The sequence below is a fragment of the Mesorhizobium montanum genome (assembly GCF_033977145.1).
Lineage (GTDB): Bacteria > Pseudomonadota > Alphaproteobacteria > Rhizobiales > Rhizobiaceae > Mesorhizobium > Mesorhizobium montanum.
This window is the reverse complement of sequence record NZ_JAVIJF010000002.1, coordinates 409,304-426,483: the sequence shown is the minus strand read 5'-3', so window position 1 is coordinate 426,483 and position 17,180 is coordinate 409,304. Positions and strand designations below refer to the sequence as shown.

Annotated in this window: 13 protein-coding genes; 3 read left to right on the top strand and 10 right to left on the bottom strand. The window is 62.1% G+C overall.

What is annotated here, in order from left to right; all coding sequences use genetic code 11:
- Positions 1-266 precede the first annotated feature (266 nt).
- A complete protein-coding gene (tagH, locus tag RFM68_RS04295) occupies positions 267-1,346 on the bottom strand; it encodes a type VI secretion system-associated FHA domain protein TagH (protein WP_320231430.1) in 1,080 nt (359 codons plus the stop codon).
- Positions 1,347-1,654: 308 nt separating this feature from the next.
- On the opposite strand from tagH, the gene RFM68_RS04290 reads away from it, so the two are divergent.
- The 3 genes from RFM68_RS04290 (at position 1,655) to RFM68_RS04280 (ending at position 5,521) form a co-directional block, all read left to right on the top strand.
- On the top strand, positions 1,655-3,979 hold the full coding sequence (locus RFM68_RS04290; protein WP_320231429.1) for a type VI secretion system Vgr family protein: 2,325 nt from the start codon (positions 1,655-1,657) through the stop codon (positions 3,977-3,979).
- A 10-nt stretch (positions 3,980-3,989) separates the two neighbouring features.
- Positions 3,990-4,418 carry a DUF6484 domain-containing protein gene (locus RFM68_RS04285; RefSeq protein ID WP_320231428.1) on the top strand — a complete coding sequence of 143 codons (429 nt, stop codon included), beginning with the start codon at positions 3,990-3,992 and terminating at the stop codon, positions 4,416-4,418.
- 119 nt (positions 4,419-4,537) lie between these two features.
- Entirely contained in the window at positions 4,538-5,521 is a 984-nt protein-coding gene (locus tag RFM68_RS04280) for a HEAT repeat domain-containing protein (protein ID WP_320231427.1), read from the top strand.
- Here the strand turns inward: RFM68_RS04280 and RFM68_RS04275 are convergent.
- The 9 genes from RFM68_RS04275 to tssK all read right to left on the bottom strand — a co-directional run bounded on the left by RFM68_RS04275 (position 5,505) and on the right by tssK (position 17,132).
- Positions 5,505-6,227 (bottom strand): hypothetical protein, encoded by a 723-nt coding sequence (locus tag RFM68_RS04275; protein WP_320231426.1) that lies wholly within the window; start codon positions 6,225-6,227, stop codon positions 5,505-5,507. The two genes, RFM68_RS04280 and RFM68_RS04275, sit on opposite strands and share 17 nt — an antisense overlap.
- Positions 6,228-6,256: 29 nt before the next feature.
- The gene (locus RFM68_RS04270; protein ID WP_320231425.1) at positions 6,257-7,177 is read right to left on the bottom strand and encodes a type VI immunity family protein; all 921 of its coding nucleotides are present in this window, start codon (positions 7,175-7,177) and stop codon (positions 6,257-6,259) included.
- 8 nt (positions 7,178-7,185) lie between these two features.
- A complete protein-coding gene (locus tag RFM68_RS04265; RefSeq protein ID WP_320231424.1) occupies positions 7,186-8,175 on the bottom strand; it encodes a DUF4150 domain-containing protein in 990 nt (329 codons plus the stop codon).
- The gene (locus tag RFM68_RS04260) at positions 8,175-9,230 is read right to left on the bottom strand and encodes a beta-ketoacyl synthase N-terminal-like domain-containing protein (RefSeq protein ID WP_320231423.1); all 1,056 of its coding nucleotides are present in this window, start codon (positions 9,228-9,230) and stop codon (positions 8,175-8,177) included. The genes RFM68_RS04265 and RFM68_RS04260 overlap by 1 nt, the downstream gene beginning before the upstream one ends.
- Positions 9,227-10,285, bottom strand: a complete 1,059-nt coding sequence (locus RFM68_RS04255; protein WP_320231422.1) for a DUF2169 family type VI secretion system accessory protein — start codon at positions 10,283-10,285, stop codon at positions 9,227-9,229. The genes RFM68_RS04260 and RFM68_RS04255 overlap by 4 nt, the downstream gene beginning before the upstream one ends.
- A gap of 117 nt (positions 10,286-10,402) precedes the next feature.
- Positions 10,403-10,945: a type VI secretion system-associated protein TagF gene (tagF, locus tag RFM68_RS04250; protein ID WP_320231421.1), complete on the bottom strand. Its 543-nt coding sequence runs from the start codon at positions 10,943-10,945 to the stop codon at positions 10,403-10,405.
- A complete protein-coding gene (tssM, locus tag RFM68_RS04245; RefSeq protein ID WP_320231419.1) occupies positions 10,927-14,466 on the bottom strand; it encodes a type VI secretion system membrane subunit TssM in 3,540 nt (1,179 codons plus the stop codon). Before tssM ends, tagF begins: the two co-directional genes overlap by 19 nt.
- A 1-nt stretch (position 14,467) precedes the next feature.
- Complete coding sequence (gene tssL, locus RFM68_RS04240) at positions 14,468-15,793, bottom strand: type VI secretion system protein TssL, long form (protein WP_320231418.1); 1,326 nt, start codon at positions 15,791-15,793, stop codon at positions 14,468-14,470.
- Positions 15,794-15,797: 4 nt separating this feature from the next.
- Positions 15,798-17,132, bottom strand: coding sequence for a type VI secretion system baseplate subunit TssK (gene tssK / locus RFM68_RS04235; RefSeq protein WP_320231416.1), 1,335 nt, complete (start codon positions 17,130-17,132; stop codon positions 15,798-15,800).
- Positions 17,133-17,180: the final 48 nt, after the last annotated feature.

Genomic DNA, 17,180 nt, shown 5'->3' with positions numbered 1-17,180 from the left:
CATGTGTTCGCCCAGGGAGACGCGTTTCAGGCAAAGCCTCGGCGACGGGCCGCATGGAAAGGCTCATCTCGCCGAAACATGACATTGCTGCACACGCCCCAAGCCACGCCGCTTTGCCCGCCAGGCAAGCTTCCCTGCGTATCCTAATCGCCGAACCATCCAATTGAAACGGGCAGCCGATTGAAATCGAAAAGCAAGATGATCGAAGGGGCAGCCTCTTCTATGAGGCCCGTCACATACGGTTGGCGCGGTCCGTGCGCATGCGGCTATTTCTGCTTGTCAGCCTTGGCGTAGGCTTCGGCGAAATAGGCGAGGAAGACATCCAGCATGCCGTTCTCGTGCTTGTCTTCCATCGTCCGCCATGTCGAGACAAGCGCATCCCAGGCCTGGCTTTTCCTGGACGAAAAGGACGCAGGCGGGATTTTCTTGGCGATCGCCTCCGGCGACAGGTCGTCGAGCAGCCGAGACAGCGCGGCCTGCATGGCGGCGTAGGTGGCGATTTCGTGCGTCTTCAGATCACGGAACGCATCCTCGATACTGCGCCTGGCATCGAGATAGCCGGCCCTGCGCTTGGCGAACATGATCTCCAATATATCGTCGGTGCCCGGCACGAATTTCAACGGATTGTTGTCCTCGGCGCCAATCATCGTGCGGTGCGCGCTCTTGGCGAGCACCTTTGCCGCCGCGCGTGCCTTGAGCAATTGCGACAATTGCTCGACCGTGGTCCTCAGTACGGCACCGATCTCGGCCGCGACGTCATGCGGATCTCGCGCGTGCAGCAATTCCGGCGCAATGCCGGCCGCCTTGGCGATCTCCCGCAGCATCGCGTCCGCTTCCGCGGGCCGATTGGCTGGGGCTGCCGGGCCGGGCTGCAGCGCCGAGGATGTCGACACCGGGGCCGCCTCGGTCGGGCGCTGCTCCATCGGATTGGAAAATGGCTCGTGGCCGAGATCCAGGGGGCGGCCGGTCGAGGGCGGTAGCTCGCGTAGCGTCGACCCGGTCCTGGCCTGCGGATGTCCGGTCGCGGCTTGTTCGTCTTCAATCGAAACGCCGACGACATAACGGCCGATCAACAGCCGGTCGCCCTGGGCCAGCCGATGCGGCCCGGCCATGCGTTGGCTTGAACCGTTGACGAAAGTGCCGTTGCGCGAGACATCGTAGAGCCAGAACGAACCCGCCTGGTAGCGGACCTCGCAATGCCGGCCCGAGATGAACTTGTCCGGATCGGATAGCGTCCAGTCGCAATTCTCGCGGCCGATCTCGAAGCTGCGGTCGCGGGCGGCGTAGCTGGCGGTGGTGCCGGTCGGCAGCCTGTCGACATTGCTGATCTGGAGAGAGATGAACATCCGGAAGCGTCGCCGAACCTGGTCAATAAATACTTACTTTCGCGCAATTCCCGGCGGAAAACCGTTGCGCGCTTTTCCCGGAATTGCTCCGGCATTCTAGCAGCTTGCAAGCCCAGCGGGAGAGGAGCGTTTCACACCGGCGCACGGGTGCGGTTTAGCCATCGCTGTTATTTGGCCTCCATCAAACATGTGCTAGGCTGACGCCGGTATGGTGCGGTGAATTCGAACGCTCCCGAACGTGATGCAGTTAATAGAGCGGGGGCTTCAAACCATCACACTGGCGGCCGCGTCGAGGAGGGGCACGACCCATGCCGAACGAACGTGCCACGGTTGTGCAGACGCCGGCTGGCGCCGACCTGACCTTCACCCATCTCATCGGCCGCGATGAGATTAGCCGTTGTTTCGCCTATACCGTCGGCTTCGTCTCGAAGAACCGCGACGTCGACCCGTTGAAGATGCTGGGCGGCGTCGTCTCGGTAGAGGGCGAATCCGATCCGAAACGCTGGTTCAGCGGCTTTGTGTCGGATTTCAAGCTAACCCGCATCGAGGACCGGCTGGCTTTCTACGAGGCCACCGTCAGGCCATGGCTCTGGTTCCTCGGCAACACCACCGACTGCCGTATCTTCCAGAACATGACGGCGGTGGAGATCGTCGAAAAGATATTCTCGAAATATGGCATCGCCAAATTCGAAAAACGGCTGCAGGGATCCTATCCCTCGCGCGAATATTGCGTTCAGTACGACGAGAGCGATCTCGATTTCGTTCAGCGGCTGCTCGAGCACGAAGGCATCTTCTATTTCTTCGAGCATGACGAGGGCAAGCACACGCTCATCCTCTGCGATGCGATGAGCAAGCTGAAGCCGGCGCCCGGTTACGAGAAGGTGCTCTATAATTTCGAGGGCCAGGGCTCGCGGCGCGACGTCGAATACATCACCGAATGGATCCCGGGCAGCGCGGTGCGGCCGGGCGCCTATGCCCATACGGACTATGATTTCGAGAAGCCCGGCGCCGATCTGATGGCGAAATCCGCCCAGCCTTTCGCCCATAAGGAAGCCTCGGGCGAGAACTACCGCCAGCCCGGCGCGCATCTCGATGTCGGGCGGGGCGACAAGATTGCGGGTATCCGCCGCGAGGAACTTCAGGCGGTGCACCAGCACAGCACCGCAGTGGGCACCGTGCGCGGCCTTTTTTCAGGCTGCAAGTTCATGCTCGAAAGTTTTCCGCGCGACGATCAGAACCAGGACTATCTGGTGATCAGCGCCGAATACCGGCTGTTCGATCCGGGCTATCGGACCCAGAACGAAGCCCACAGCGAGAACTTCAAGGTGGTGCTCGGCGTTGCGCCCACCAAATTGCCCTACCGGCCGCCGCGGATCACGCCACGGCCGATCATGCGCGGGCCGCAGACGGCGACGGTGGTCGGCCCTTCGGGCGAGGAAATATTCACCGACAAATATGCGCGCGTGAAGGTGCAGTTCCATTGGGACCGCCTCGGCAAGAAGGATCAGAACTCTTCCTGCTTCGTGCGCGTGTCGCAGACCTGGGCCGGCAGCGGCTGGGGCTTCATCCAGATTCCGCGCATCGGCCAGGAGGTCATAGTCGATTTCATCGAGGGCGACCCGGACCTGCCGATCATCACCGGCCGCGTCTACAACGCCGCCGAGATGCCACCCTACGCGCTGCCGGGCAACGCGACGCAATCGGGCTGGAAGTCGAACTCCTCGAAAGGCGGCGGCGGTTACAACGAACTGATGTTCGAGGACAAGGCCGGCTCCGAACTGGTCAATTTCCAGGCGCAGAAGGACCACCATCTGCTGATCAAGCATGATCGCAACAAGACCGTGCAGCACGACCAGTCCGATCGCATCGACCATGATGCCAAGCACTCCGTCGGCCACAACCTCGATGAAGACGTCGGCAACAACAAGACGGTCAAGATCGGCGTCGACCAGACCACAAACATCGGCAGCAACGATACGGAGACGGTGGGCAAGAACAGGTCGCTGACGGTGATGGCCAACGAGACGATTCACGTCGTCGCCAATTCGACGGAGAATATCGACGCGAACCACTCGCAGACGGTGGGTCTCAACCAGACGGTGACGGTGGGTGTGGCGCGGGTCGATACGGTTGGGGCCGCTGAAGCGAGGACCGTGGGTGCTTCGCAGACGAACACGATCGGCGCGTCGCGATCGGTGAGTGTCGGGATCGACCAAAGTCATAGTATTGGCGCCGCGGACAGCTGGGACATCGGTGCGGCGCAGACCGTCAATGTTGGCGCGGATCAAAGCGTCACGATTGGAAGCGCCCAGTCATTCAACGTCGGCGCGGCACGTAGCGCCAGCATCGGAGCCGACGATTCCACAAGTGTAGGGGGTGCTCATTCCCTGACTGTGGCAAAGGACAGTTCAATCAGCGTCGACAAGAACAGTTCGATCACGGTAACCAAGCAACTGGTGATAGATGTAGGCGACGAGATTCTGATTAAGTGCGGTTCGGCCAAAATCATGATGAAGAAGGACGGCACAATCGGCATTGAGGGCAAAGACATTTCGGTGAATGGATCAGGTAAGATCAACATCAAGGCTTCCAGCGACATCACGATGAAGGGCTCGAAGATCAGTGAAAATTGAGGATGCAGCGATGAGCGACGTTCGCGAACGCATTGACGGTGTGGTTATCGGCATCTTTCTCGGTTTCGACGACGACGCCTCACCACTGGTAGTCTTTCCCGGCAATCCGCAAGACACGGCGTTGCCCGCGCGCAGTTTGACCGAATTGACAGCCGGTATGATCGGCTCGGAGGTGGCTTTGCTGTTTCAGGAGGGCGATGCCAGGAAGCCGCTGATTGTTGGACGCATCGTCGAGCCGGCGCGCAAGATCACCGCGCCACAGATCGCCCGCGACGGCCAGCGCGTTCGCATCATCGGCGAAGAGCGAATCGAACTGCGTTGCGGCATGGCGACGATCCTCATGGAAAAGGACGGTCGAATTACCATTCGCGGCACTTATGTCACGAGCCAGGCGAGCGCAGCCAATCGCATCCGCGGCGGCTCGATCGATCTCAACTAATGTCGGCAGCAACCGAGAAACGAAAATCGGACGGCGCGCTGGAGAGGTCAATCGTTCCGGACGTCGTCAGACAGCACGCCGAGCAGGCCGCGTTCTTCTGGGCGCAGCGCGACACGCTGATGCTGGACGATCCGCCAGACCTTCATATCGTGGCCGGCGTCGACCGGCGCTTGGAAGCCAACCTCGATGGGTTACGGATTGCGGGACCGGTCGCCTGGCCGTTCATCGTCGCGGCGTATGATGATTTCCCCGAAAAGGGCGAGTTGTTCCTCTACGCATGGATGGCGATCGAGCAAGACGACGGCCGCATGGCCGAGGCAGTCGAGTTGGGACGACGAAGCAAGGATGAAGCGCGTGGGCTGGTCGGTGCGCTGGGATGGCACAGGCCGGAATCGATCGCCCCGCTAGTGCGGGACTGGATCGGTGCGCAAGATGCGTTCAAGCGATTTCTCGGCGTATCGGCCTGCCTCAGACACGGCGTCGACCCGAAGCAGATGCTGGGGCGACTTATCCGCGATTCAGATGGGCGCGTTCGTGCCGCCGGCCTGCGCCTTGCCGGAGAGTTGAAACGAGCCGACCTTGCCAACGAATTGCGGACCGCGCTGGAGGATACCGAGGAGCAGCCGCGGTTCTGGGCCGCGTGGGCGCTGGCTGAAGTCGGCTCGGGCGATCTTGCCGGCCCCGAATTGCGGAAAGTGGCGGCCGGCGGCGGCCCCGATGCCATGACGGCCCTGCGCGCCGCGATCAAGGCCGCGCCCGACAAAGATGCGCGCGCCTGGATGGGCGGATTGCTCAAATCGCCTGAAACTGCGCCCTTGGCGGTGCGCGGCGCCGGCATGCTGGGCGACCGCACCCTCCTGCACTGGCTGATCCGCCAGATGCGCAATCCGGCGCTGGCGCCTGCGGCCGGTGCGGCATTTCTGGAACTTTTCCCGGAAGCACGCGGGGCGGACCTGTTTACCAGCGAGCCAGGCCAGGTCGGCAGTGCCTTCCAGGATCACTTTGGCGACGATGTTGCGAAAGTACCGTTTGCGGACAAAGTGAAGGATTGGGGCGCTGCCTCGCAGTTGTTGTCTGACTCGGCCGTTACGGCCCAAGGCTGACGGATCGAATTGGCGCCACATTTTGATGGACCCATTCCAGCACGTTCAAAAGACTGTCGAGCGCGCTCTCGTCGGCGCGCATTATTTTGATGAACCAAGCCACGTAGTCGGCCTCGACATTCATGACATCTGGTCCAAGAAAGACGATAGATTCCTCGGGTTTGAACATTTCATTAGCGAATCCTCCCCGATGGGTCGCAAGCAGCCAGGCAGAAAGCGCGTCCACAACCTGGTCCGTTACCGCTTTTGGCTGTGGTGCCGTCAGTTCAATCTCCAAATCGATATCGTCGATCAGTTCACCGATCTCGAGCTCGAAGGAATATCGTGGCCATGGATCGGGAAATTGCGGCTCATCAGTGCGAACCACCCTTTCATGGGCGGGCCACAGAATGGTCGCACGCTGCAACGGGATTATCTTTTCGTGAAGCCAATGCAGCATATTGGCCAGTACGAACAAACTGGCCGGATCAATGATCACATCCCGAAAAGCTGCGCTTACCGTTCTCTCCCTCAGATCGATCGTACGGACAAGTGCTCGAGCTAAGCCCGGATCGTGAGTTTCTCCTGACAATCCTCCACATTCCGCCAAGCCCTGAAATGCCTTCCACACGTCAGTAATTCCAGTTAGCGCCCGATCGTCGGGCGGGTGCGCCAGTGCTAGGTTGACCACCAACTCGCTTCGGTGTTCATTCGGCAGAGCCGACATTGCAAAGGGCCTGTTCATTGGCATCCCGATCAATGCCCCGGCGGGTCAAAGCGCATCGGCCAGCGTGTTGCCAAATCGAGCTCGCTTGGTCCGAGCATCTCCAGTTCGATCCGCACAGGTTTGGTGATTTCGGCTAGCTTTTGAAGGCCCTTCACGTCGGCGGCGCCCCGGTTGACATCGCCGACAATCGGCCGGTCCGCGGCACGTATGATCAGAGCCTCCCCTACATCGAACATCGCGAGCTCGCTTGTTCTCTGTTGCCGCAGCTTATCCTTTCCACCCAACTCTGCCAGGATGTCTGGCCCCAGAACGGTCAACCACGAAACGTTGTAAACGCGGTTTCGAGCCCAGATCCTTATCGCATCTTCCGGGACGTCGAAACCAGTGTATCTCATTGCCTTGCGCGCGATGAATTCGAGCGCCTCGTTCGTAAATGTCATGAACAGGTGCTTGAACGCATAACCGCAATAGCCGGAATCGGGAGCTCGGATCCTGACAAGTCGTGCAAAGAACTCGGCAAGCCTCTCCGCTGCTGGTGGCTCCGCAAACTCCATGGGAAACTCCAGATGGAGTATATTCGCTTCCTTGTCGAAAAAGTCGTCGTCCAAGGGGCCTGCCTTAAAGTGCGCTCCATAGTCGCCGACATTGCCTGCAGGCTCCTGGCCAAAATGAAATTCTGCATAATTGCCTTCTCCGACATCCAACAGGTTGGAAAATACAGAGTTGAAGGTCCGTTGAGTCGCTTTCTTCCAGCTACCACTGTCAGACAAGTAGGTCTGCAAGGCGCCGTCGGGGATAAATTTGATGTACTCCTCAAGAATTTTTGCCACGTCCGCGCCGATGACGTTGGCAGTATCAGCGTAGATCAGGCAAATTGACAAGCCTGGTCGCACGATTGTGTAATCACCATCTGTTGTATCGATAGTAAACGTGAGGTCACTATTTTTCATAGGTCAACCTACTTCTTACAGCGCTTGTTTGTCAAAAGCTCTGGAGGATTCTTCACCTTCGGATTTTGCTTTGCCCCGAGCTTGATCGTTCGAGTCCTTTGGTCTTGCTTGACGATCTTGCCTTTCCTGTTCTTTTTTGCGGGAGTCCAGCTGGTGTCGGCTGTGCCCTGCGAAGGCTTCTTCCTCTTTCCACCTTTGGTCTTTCCCGTGGGTGTTCCAGCGGGGCATCTGAACTTGTATTCAATAAACCTGTTGGTCGAACCGTCGGGGTTGAGCATGGCGGCATCAGGAAAGATCTTCCCCGAGATGCCCGCGAAATAGTCCTTCGCGTCCATTCCAGGCGGCCATTCGCGAGACGCGCTCGGGTCGTGCTCTCCGGTCTTCTCGTCATACCCCTTCTCGGGATCAAATTTCGGCTCTCCGCCGACCTTTTTTACGGCGTCGTCACAGCATTTGTGTTTGGCATCTCCGAGCTCCTTGCAATTCATCATCTTTTGGTTTGACGCCTTGAGCTGCGCCTGCTTAGCATCCACCTGACGGTTGCATTCACAAAGGATGTCTTTGAGCTTTTGGATGCCGCGCGCGGCGACAGCCGGGTCGAGGTCTCCTGCCAAATTCACCGTATTCTTGTCATTGTGGAACTTTTTGTCGGTGTGGCGGCAGGCATTCTTGCCATCCATCTTCACGTCGAAAGAATAGGTGATCCAGTCCGTCGCCTTTTTGAAGACGTTCGACTTAACGCCCCCGACCGTGCCGGGCTCATCGCCGGTGCTCATCCCGTATTGCGAGCCCTTGATAGCGATCATCTTGCCGCCCTTGGCAAAGACGGTCGTCGTTCCGTCCTGCAGGGTCCCCTGGTTTGCGAAGTTGGGGTACGGCATTGGCACTGGGCCGCCAGGGGTTGGCGTCTTGCAGACATCGGGTATCGTCGCGATCGAAACGCCTATCGTGCCCTTGTAGGTCAGACCGAGGCTGTTGACGACAATGTGCGTGGGCATCAGGCTCTCCTCGGTCCGCCCAGCAACACTGCGGCGCGCGAGCCATTTTCGGACCCTGCCCAGATCAGCGACAGAGGCGCGCTCTGGTAGTTGCGCACTTCGGCCTCGGTAATCAGACTGACGAACAACGGACCGGATGCCGCGCCGACATCGCCCCAGCAATCGGCTGGCGTCTCGAAGTCCGCCGCATTCTTGAAGCGGCCTGGATTGCGGATCACAGCGAAGCCGTATTCGTTGCCGCGATAGCGTTCGCCGTTCATGTCGCAAATGATCCGCCCAACCGGATCGACAGGCGCATCTTCGAAGAGAAAGCGGAACGCCGCGCCCAACCCTTCGCCGAGCACCACCGTCTCGGTCTTGATCCTGTTTTCTTCGCTTGCCGTGGAGGCTGCGACGACCTCAAGGAGAGGCTGCAGCCCATACGCCCATGCCGTGGTCAACTTCGTCAGCAGACAGAACCCTGCTGCCTCCCCAGGGCAGAAGCCGTAGATGTTGGCCTCGGAATGGAGCTGCTCGTTTTCGTCAAGCCACTCCAGAGTTTCCGGTTCGAGATAGGTATCGACCCCGCCTGTCAGGCAGAATTCAGCTTTGCCATCTCGCAGTGTTTTGCAGGCATGGTAGATCGCGAGAAGTCCTCCAGCGTGACCGCCCGCGGTCGACCCACCACCTTCGAGGACCGCGTGCTGGGCCAATTGACTGCGCAATTTGGCGTTAACCTGCTCTGCGAAACCCTCCGGCTGTCCCGGCCTCGCTTCACCAGTCGAGAGAATCAGCGAAACCGATGCTGCATGCCGCACAGCTTGCAAGGGCAGTAGCGCGTCGAGGGCAGGCGAGACCGCGATTGCTACCGCACGGGCCGGGCCGGTAAGGGTCACGTCGATGCCGATGTCGCGCGTCACCTTCATCCGCTCGCCGAACCGGTCGATCATGTACGGATGATCCTGAATGGCAGAGATGCCGGCTCGGACCGCTGCGGCACTCGAGGCCGCGTCAAAACCCAGCGGGGTACGCGCTCCCACGCCGACAACGACAATCGTGTCTCTTTTGGCCATCATTCCTCTTCGTCTGCCAGCCAGACACCCGTCGCCGCGATCGTTGGAGAAATCCCGGTGCGTTCGCGGATACTTAGTGTTGTCTGCTTCAGGCGCTCCTCGTCGAACGGCACCGGCAACGTCGACATCCACGTGATTGAGAACTGCCTGAGATCGGGTTTGATGCGAAGCGTGTGAACGATGGCTTCGCCGTTCTTGCGATCCGGGCGGTTGTAGAACTCGGTGTTCATGTCGAAGGTGATGCGCGGCAAGAGGAATTGCCAGAATCCATCTTCTGTGAAGTTGCCCAGCCGGACGGCCTCGTAGCCAATCAGCGGAATCTTGGTTTGCTGATCCTCAGCGGCGCACTGGTAGTACAGGCGGCTGAAATCGCGGGGCAAAAGCGGATCGCGGGTTTTCTCCCATTCCTCGCCGTAGGTGCCGGCATATCTCATGCGCGGCAGCCAGTGCCGCGCCACCGGGCCGAAGCCGGCGGGCTTGCCGCTTCTGTGATCGCGATAGGGCGCATCGGGATACTCAAAATTGGGTCCGGCCTTGCCAATCAACCGCTGCGGGTCGGCCGCAAACCCTGTGCCGACAGGATTGCGCTGGTCCCAATCCGGCTTTGATGCCTCCGTATCCGTGCCACCATACGTTCGGCGCCAACTGATCGGTATCTTCGTAAATGGCTCCGGCCGGCTCATTCGTACCGATACCGGGCCAGGCATGAACACGCGATCACCCACCACCTTGAGGGTCTTGTCCAGATCGCCGACCTTTAGGCGCGCCATGCTCGCGACATTTGGGCGGCCACCAGGCGCATAGACATGTCCTTCAACCAGAATGTCGGTATGCTTTTTCTCAAGATTGAGATCAGTCTCGTCGAGAAGCTCGTTCGGATCCGCGCCATGTACTGGCGCCAGATTCACCGGCGTCTGCTCCTTCATGAGACGCTGTTTGCCATCAGGATCGATCTCGAAGGATGCCTTGATCGCGATCAGCCAGACCTCATGTCCGCGCTCGTCACGCGTCCAGCTTTCCTGGGCGGCGAATGGCGTACCGTTGGACAGTATCCACATTCTTACGCACGCTTCCTTAGGCGATGGCGAAACAACAGGTCTTCACGAGAAGAAGAATTTCCGGTCGCGGCCTCTTCGTCCGCACCGCAGATTGAATGTCGTTAAATGCTCCCTGCATCAGCTCGTCTCCCAGCTCGCGGCGAAGATCTCTTCCAGCGTCGGCTGCGGCGCCTGCGGATCGACGTCGAAAATATCCGTGCGCGCGGTCCACATGACGAGGTCGTCTACGACATCGCCATCCTCGTCGATGGGAGGCGCGGGCAGGGCAATCAGCGCCCCGTCCAGTTCGTCGGGCGTCAACTCGCCCCGCTGGGCTGCGAAGGCGGCTTTCTCGATGCCGTCAAACCAGCTGTCCGAGTAAGCCAGCTTGAGGGACGCCTCGGCGAGCGGAGCGACGACGCTGAGCGGGAACCGTCTGCCGACCCGGTCGGCGCTCTGCACGATGACACCCATCGATGCGCCGAAGCAGGCCGGACCGGCGAGGAAGCGCAGCGCCATGCTCTGGGGCCAGCTTTCTACCCCAAACAGCGGCACGATGTGTTGCGCAAGCCACCGGTCCCAAACGCGCACGAAATCCGCCGGCAGCCGCCGCGTCACGAAATCGCCGGTGGCGGGCATCTTGCCGTAGAAGCCGGGCAGGATCAGATCTGCGGCGGACATGTGAACTTCTTGAACATTTCGAGTGTGTATGGGTTTTCGACGCTGGCTGCCTTGAGTTCGAAATCGGCCCACATCCCCTTCGTGCCGAGCCGCAGGCTGTAGACGTCGGTGAGCTTGGTCGCGTTGAAGCGGCCGCCGCGCAGCATTCTCAGCCACGCCCAGCTGCCGGTTTCGTTGAGCATCACTTCGGGCGAGCCGTCGACCGGCTGGAAGGCCAGCGAGATCACGCCGGTGCCATCCTTGCCCGGCCATGTCATCGGCTGCGGCCTGGTCGCGTTGTTGTAGTAGACAAGGTTCTGGCCATCGAGGTTGAGCGCCACCCGTGCCACGTTGGGCGACAGGTCCTTGGGCTCGAGCGTGAAGTTCATCACCGGGCCGGTGCCGCCGGGAAACAGGTCGTCGCGGATATGCCTTGCCTGCTCGAAGGCTGCGAGCGCCGCCGGATCGAGGCCGAAATCGGCGCGCCATTTCCACGGTTCGCTGGCGGTGTCGACATAGTTGATCAGATGGTCGTTGGTGAAGGCGTCGATCAGCCCGGTCGGCCCGAACAGGCGCTGGAAGTCGCGCACGTTGACGTCGACCGCGCTGTCCGGGCTGAACGGATAGCGGTTGTTGAGCGCTGCCTGGCAGAAGGGCAGGATATCCGCCCGCCAGATGGCGTTGAGCTCATTGGTGACGGCCTTCTGCGACAGGCCGCTGGTGTCGCCGGCAATGCCGCCCAGCCAGTCGTTGATCGGCGAAGGCAGGATCTGCGCCTGCCTGGCGACCGCGCCAGTGAGTTCGGCCAGCCCGCCCTGCTTCTTGATCGCATCCTGCGGGTTGGGATTGGCTGTCACTGTTTGCAGCACATTGGACAGCGCCGTCAGCGCCACTATCGCCGCGTCGAGCGCCGGCGGCTGACCCTCGACCTGTGCGATCGTGCCCTTGAGCGGCTTGAAATGCTCGGCCACCAGGCTGCCGGTCATGTCGACCTGATTGGCGGAGCCGGCGCGCGGCAGGAGCTTCGCGCCTGAGGTCACCACCTTGCCGAGCTTGCCGAGCTTGCTCAGCAATTTCGATCCGGTCTTGGCGGCGCCGCCCTTGTCGTCGGCCGACGCTTCGTCGGAGTGGGTGAGGTCGGTTTCCTGCACCACTGCCGTCAGCAAGCGCTTCAATGCGGAATCGGCGCTCGACAGATCCTTGAGATTCTCGCTGGCGACGTTGAGGTCGGTTAGCGGTGCCAGCCGCATGTCGCGCAGGAAACTATCCCATTGCGCGATATAGTCGTCGTAATAGAGCTTCAGGATGTCTTCCGACAGCGCCGAGACCGACGTCTCAGAATTCTCCGAGCAGCCGCCGGCAAACACCGCGCGATCAAGCGCCGCCTGGCCCGCGACATCCTCGACACGGTCGAGGACCGCGTCATGGAAGCCGGCATAGGTGTAGGGGCCTGGAACGCCGACACGCAGCGTCTTGTCGGAACGGCGCGCGAACACTTTGGCGCCGTTCGGTCCGGCGAAATTGGCCGGCACCCATTCCTTGACGGCTGCCACTTCCGGGTCTGCCAGAAGCTGCTTGTAGGCGCGCTCAGGCAGCGAGATCGTGCATACTGTCTTCAGCGCCTCGGCGACCAGCTCCTTGTCCGGCGCGATGTAGCTGTCGTCGACCGCCATGCGGCGGATCGCGGCGAGCTGATGTTCTTCGGCGTCGGCGGTCGGGAAGGGTGGCGCCGGCGCGAATTGCGGCAGGTTGTTCACCCACCAGTTCTGGACGAAATCGGTGTCCATCTGCGACAGGCCGGTCATCATCCGGTAGGTCTTCAGCGCGCCGAGCATGAAATCCGGGTCGCGGATCTGCCGCCACATCGTGGCCTCGAGCAGCGCGACCATATGCGGCTCGAGCAGGTTGCGCAGCGCATGGTCATAGGTGTCGGTCTGCGCGCGCACCAACTCCGCCGAAGCGGTCGGGCCGAGAAGATTGTGGACGGCATCCGGCGGTGCGGTACGCGCCGTCGCCACCGCATCCATCGCCGCCAGCGCGCCGTCCATGGTCGGCTGCTCGACCGCAGCCGGCATGGCGGCTACGTCCGTCAGTGGCGCCTGCAGCGCCTCGAACTGACCAGCCTGTTCGGTGATCGCATTGCGGTTGTCGAGATAGGACCATGTGAACAATCCGCCGGCGAGCAAGGCGGCGAGCGCGCAGGCGGCGGCCGCGCCGCGCCAGATCCAGGCGCGGCGACGCTGCGCCAGTGGATCGAATGTGCCGAGGCCGGCTTCCTTGAAGATCACGTCGGTGAGAAGGTTCCTGAGGAAGAAGCTGCGCTTCTCGACACGTGCCGCCGGCATGGCGCGGCGTGGCGGCAGCCCGAAGGAGGATGACAGCGCCGCGGTCAGGCGGTCGATCGGCGCGCCTTCCTGGGTCGCCGACGTCAGATAAAGACCGCGCAGCCAAGCCGCCTCCTCGTAGCGGCTTTCGCCGAACATCGCCTCGATCAGCACCTGGATCGGCTCGGAGAGGCTCGCCAACTGTGCCGGGAAACGGAAGATTTCGGCACGCTGGCCGAGCTTGTCCTCGTCCTCCAGCCGCGGCACCAGCCGCCGCTCCAATTCGGTGGCAAGCCTGGCAAGTTCCGTCTGGATCGTGCCGACGTCGACACGGGCGGCGAGCGGGAAAGTCGTTCCCCACACCTGCTCGCGCGCCGTCGTCGACAAGCCGCCGAAGAACGCTTCGAACCCTTTGATCAGGTCGGCCTTGGTCAGCATCAGGTAGACGGGCAGGCGGATCTCCAGCCGGTCGTTCAGTTCCGCCAGCCGACGGCGGATCTTGCGCCCATGCGCCTTGATCGCCTCGTCGCCTTCCGAAAGCGCATCGATCGACAGCGCGACGATGACGCCATTGAGCGCGCGGCGGCCCCGGTGCTTTTTCAAAAGGTCGAGGAAGCCCAGCCATTCCGCCGCATCAACGTCCGGCTGGCTTTCCTGCTGGACGTAGCGGCCCGCGGTGTCGATCAGCACCGCGTTCTCCGAGAAGAACCAATCGCAATTGCGCGTCCCGCCGACGCCCTGCAAATCATCGGTGAGATCGATCGGGAAATTGAGGCCCGACTGGCGCAGCGCAGTCGTCTTGCCGGTGGCCGGCGGACCGACGATCACATACCAGGGCATCTCGCGCAGGAACTTGCGGCCGCCGAGCTTGCGCCGCTTGAGTTCCGCCATCACCTCGCCGAACTTGGCGCCGACCGCCGCGACACTCTCCTCGCCGGGCGTGAGCTGCTTTTCCGCCACGGGCGCCGCGATCTCGGCAACGAACATGCGGTTGGCGCGGATTGCGCGGCGCTGCGCGACGATCAGCCAGATCAGCCACAGGATGATCAGCCCCGCGATCATGGCGATGCGCACATTGTCGGATTCGAACGGCGCGTAAGGACCGACCTGAACGATCGGGCCAAACACCCAGATCAAAAGCGAAAGCAGCGCAATGCCGATCAGCGTCCACAGGAATCGCGACGTGATGACGGCCCAGAGGAAGCGCAGGATGAACATCTCAGAGCCTCTTCTCGACCAGGACCTCGACGCGCCGGTTGAGCGCGCGGCCCTCGCGCGTCGCGTTGTCGGCCACCGGATCGGTCTCGGCCCGACCTTCGGAATGGATGCGGTCCTGCGGCACGCCGGCCTGAACCAGAAGCTTGGCTATGGTCTCGGCGCGCGCTTCCGAGAGACGCTGGTTGCTGGCAAGCGGATTGGTTTTTTGCAGGCGCACATTGTCGGTATGGCCGATGACCGTGATGTTTCCGATCAGCTCCTGATTGGCGAGGATCACCTTGGCGATCGACTCGACCAGCGGTTCGTAGCCTTGGGTCAGCGTCGGCCGCGAAGACTGGAACAGCTCGGGATTGGAGGACTGGATGACCAGCTTGGCCAGCGAGACGCTCTCGGTACCGCTCAGCGCCCCCTTGAGGTTGTCCGGCGCTTCGGCCTTGAATTCCGGCAGCAGCGCGAAATCGACCGGCTGTGGCTCGGGCGCGGGTGCATCCTGCTTGGGCGCGGCGCGGGTAATGTCGCCGCGCGAGGCCGGCGGCAGCGTGCGTACCAGCGCGGAGAGTTCGACCGCCTGGCTGCTCAAGCCCATCGACAGACCGATATAGGCAGCGGCGGCGACGACAACCGCGGCAAGCGCCATCACCCAGATCGGCACGATGAAGCGCTGCGGTTCGTCGGAGGCGATCACGCCTTTCCAGTTCGGCGACAGCGGGGCGTCTTCGGCGTCGGCGTTGCGCAGGAAGCGCGCCGCGGCGACGCGCACGGCGTTGAGCGACCGGTCGCCGGCGCGGCCGGGCACGCGATATTTGCCGCGGAAGCCGAGCGCCAGGCAGTAATATTGCAGCTCCAGCATCTCGCGGTCGCGGTTCGGGTGGCGCTCGAGCTCGTCAAGCCGGGTGAAGAACTGGGTGCCGGCATCGACGTCGCCGCGCAGCATGACCACCAGCGGCTGGCGCGGCCAGGCGCTGGCGCCGCCCCATGGCGTGTTGAGCGCGAGATCGTCGAGCGTTGCTGCCACCGCCCATGCCGCCTGGTCGGCGCGCTCCAGCGAGGAACCCGCCGCAATAGCGGCGTCGCGTGCCCGCACCAGCTCGTCGAGCAGGCGCGTGCGCATCACTTCAGGGTTCTCCGGCGCCAGCGCGCTTTCGAGCTCCGGCGCGAATTCGAGCAGCGGCGCGAAGATGTTGATGAGCGTGTTGGGGTGCGCGCGCGCCCGTTTGACCGGTGCTCCCGGTGCCAGCGGCGCCATCGGCCGGGGCGCAGCACCCGTCAGCCGGATGCGGGTGCGCTCGCGATCCTCCGACAGTCCGAAAGGATCATCCCGGCTCATGGCCTCACCTGTTCACCGAATAGCAGTCGACCTGCGGCTCGCTTGGCAGCACGCCGGAAACGCCGATGACGAAGCCGGGGGCGTCGAGCAGCGAGGCCCAATGCTCGCTCTTCTGGTCGAGCTCCAGGCACAGCCGGTCGCCGTCATAGGGAATCTCGCGCGGCTGCGAATGGAGTGGTTTCAGTGGAATGCCTGGGAGGCGGGATTTCCACAGCCCTTCGAACTGGTCGGCGGCGCCGACCGTCGCCTGATTGACGAAGATCTTGCGCAGCGCGTCTTCCGAGAGTTCCGATCCGACGCGGATGACGATGCGGCTCGCGACCAAAAGCTTCGGGTTGTCGATGCGCACTTTCCAGACATTGGTCGCGTGCCGCATGACCGGCAGCGCGCGTGATTTCGGTTCGATGTAGCGCAGGCTGAGGATGAGCGAGCGCAAGGCGTCGGCCAGCGCCATATAGGCCGGACCGGGCGCCATGTGGTCGTAAGCCGGCAATTCGCCGAGCCGGCGAGAGCTCGAGCCGTAGGTCGCCATCTCGCCGGCGAGACCGGCAAGTTCGAGATAGAGCTCGGCCGGATGGAAGACATCTTGCGCAAGCATATGCGCGAGCCGTGGCCGCGCGGCATTGGCAAGATGCAGCATCAAAAGGTCCTCGACGCTGCGGCCGGCGCCGCCCATCACCATCTTGCCATGCGCTTCCGCGATCTGGTCAAGGCCGGTCACGACCTCCTGCAGCAATTGCCGGTACCAGTGGATGGCGCCGGTGATCAGCGTCGGCGGCAGGAATGTCTCGTCGAGCGAGATGCCGCCATCGGCGCGCACACCTTTGACATCGGCGATCGGCAAAGCGGTATAGCCGCCGACCGATTTGCCGGGCGCCAGCAGCACCGCTTGCGGCCGGGCGATTTCGATTTCCTCCGGATCGGCGCCACCCTGCACGGCATCGCGCACCGAGACGATCTTGCCGTGGTATCGCGCGCCCGTCGATGCGGCATGCGCCGGATCGAATCCGACGCCGCCGGGCGGCTCGAGCGGCAGGGCGACCAACACCGGCCCGGCGCCGGTGTCGGCCGTGACGGGCAACGGCTTAGGCGCGTCCATCAGCTCCGGAATGGAGAAGGGCGTGCCGTCCGGGAAGATGCCCCGGGCGGACACGATCGAGACCTGCCCGGCATCGAGCAGCGACTGGTCGAGCGTCAGTTGCTGGAAACCGAACGTATGGAGCTGGCCGGCCTGCAAGGCGCCGCGCACCATCCCCTCGAAGAACCGGTCCTGCTGCTGGAAGTGCTGGGTCCTGAGAAACAGGCCCTCCGACCACAGCACCCTGTTTGCGTCGCTCATGCCGTTACTCTCTGCACGGAACCATCTGCTGTCGATTGGGTCAGGAGC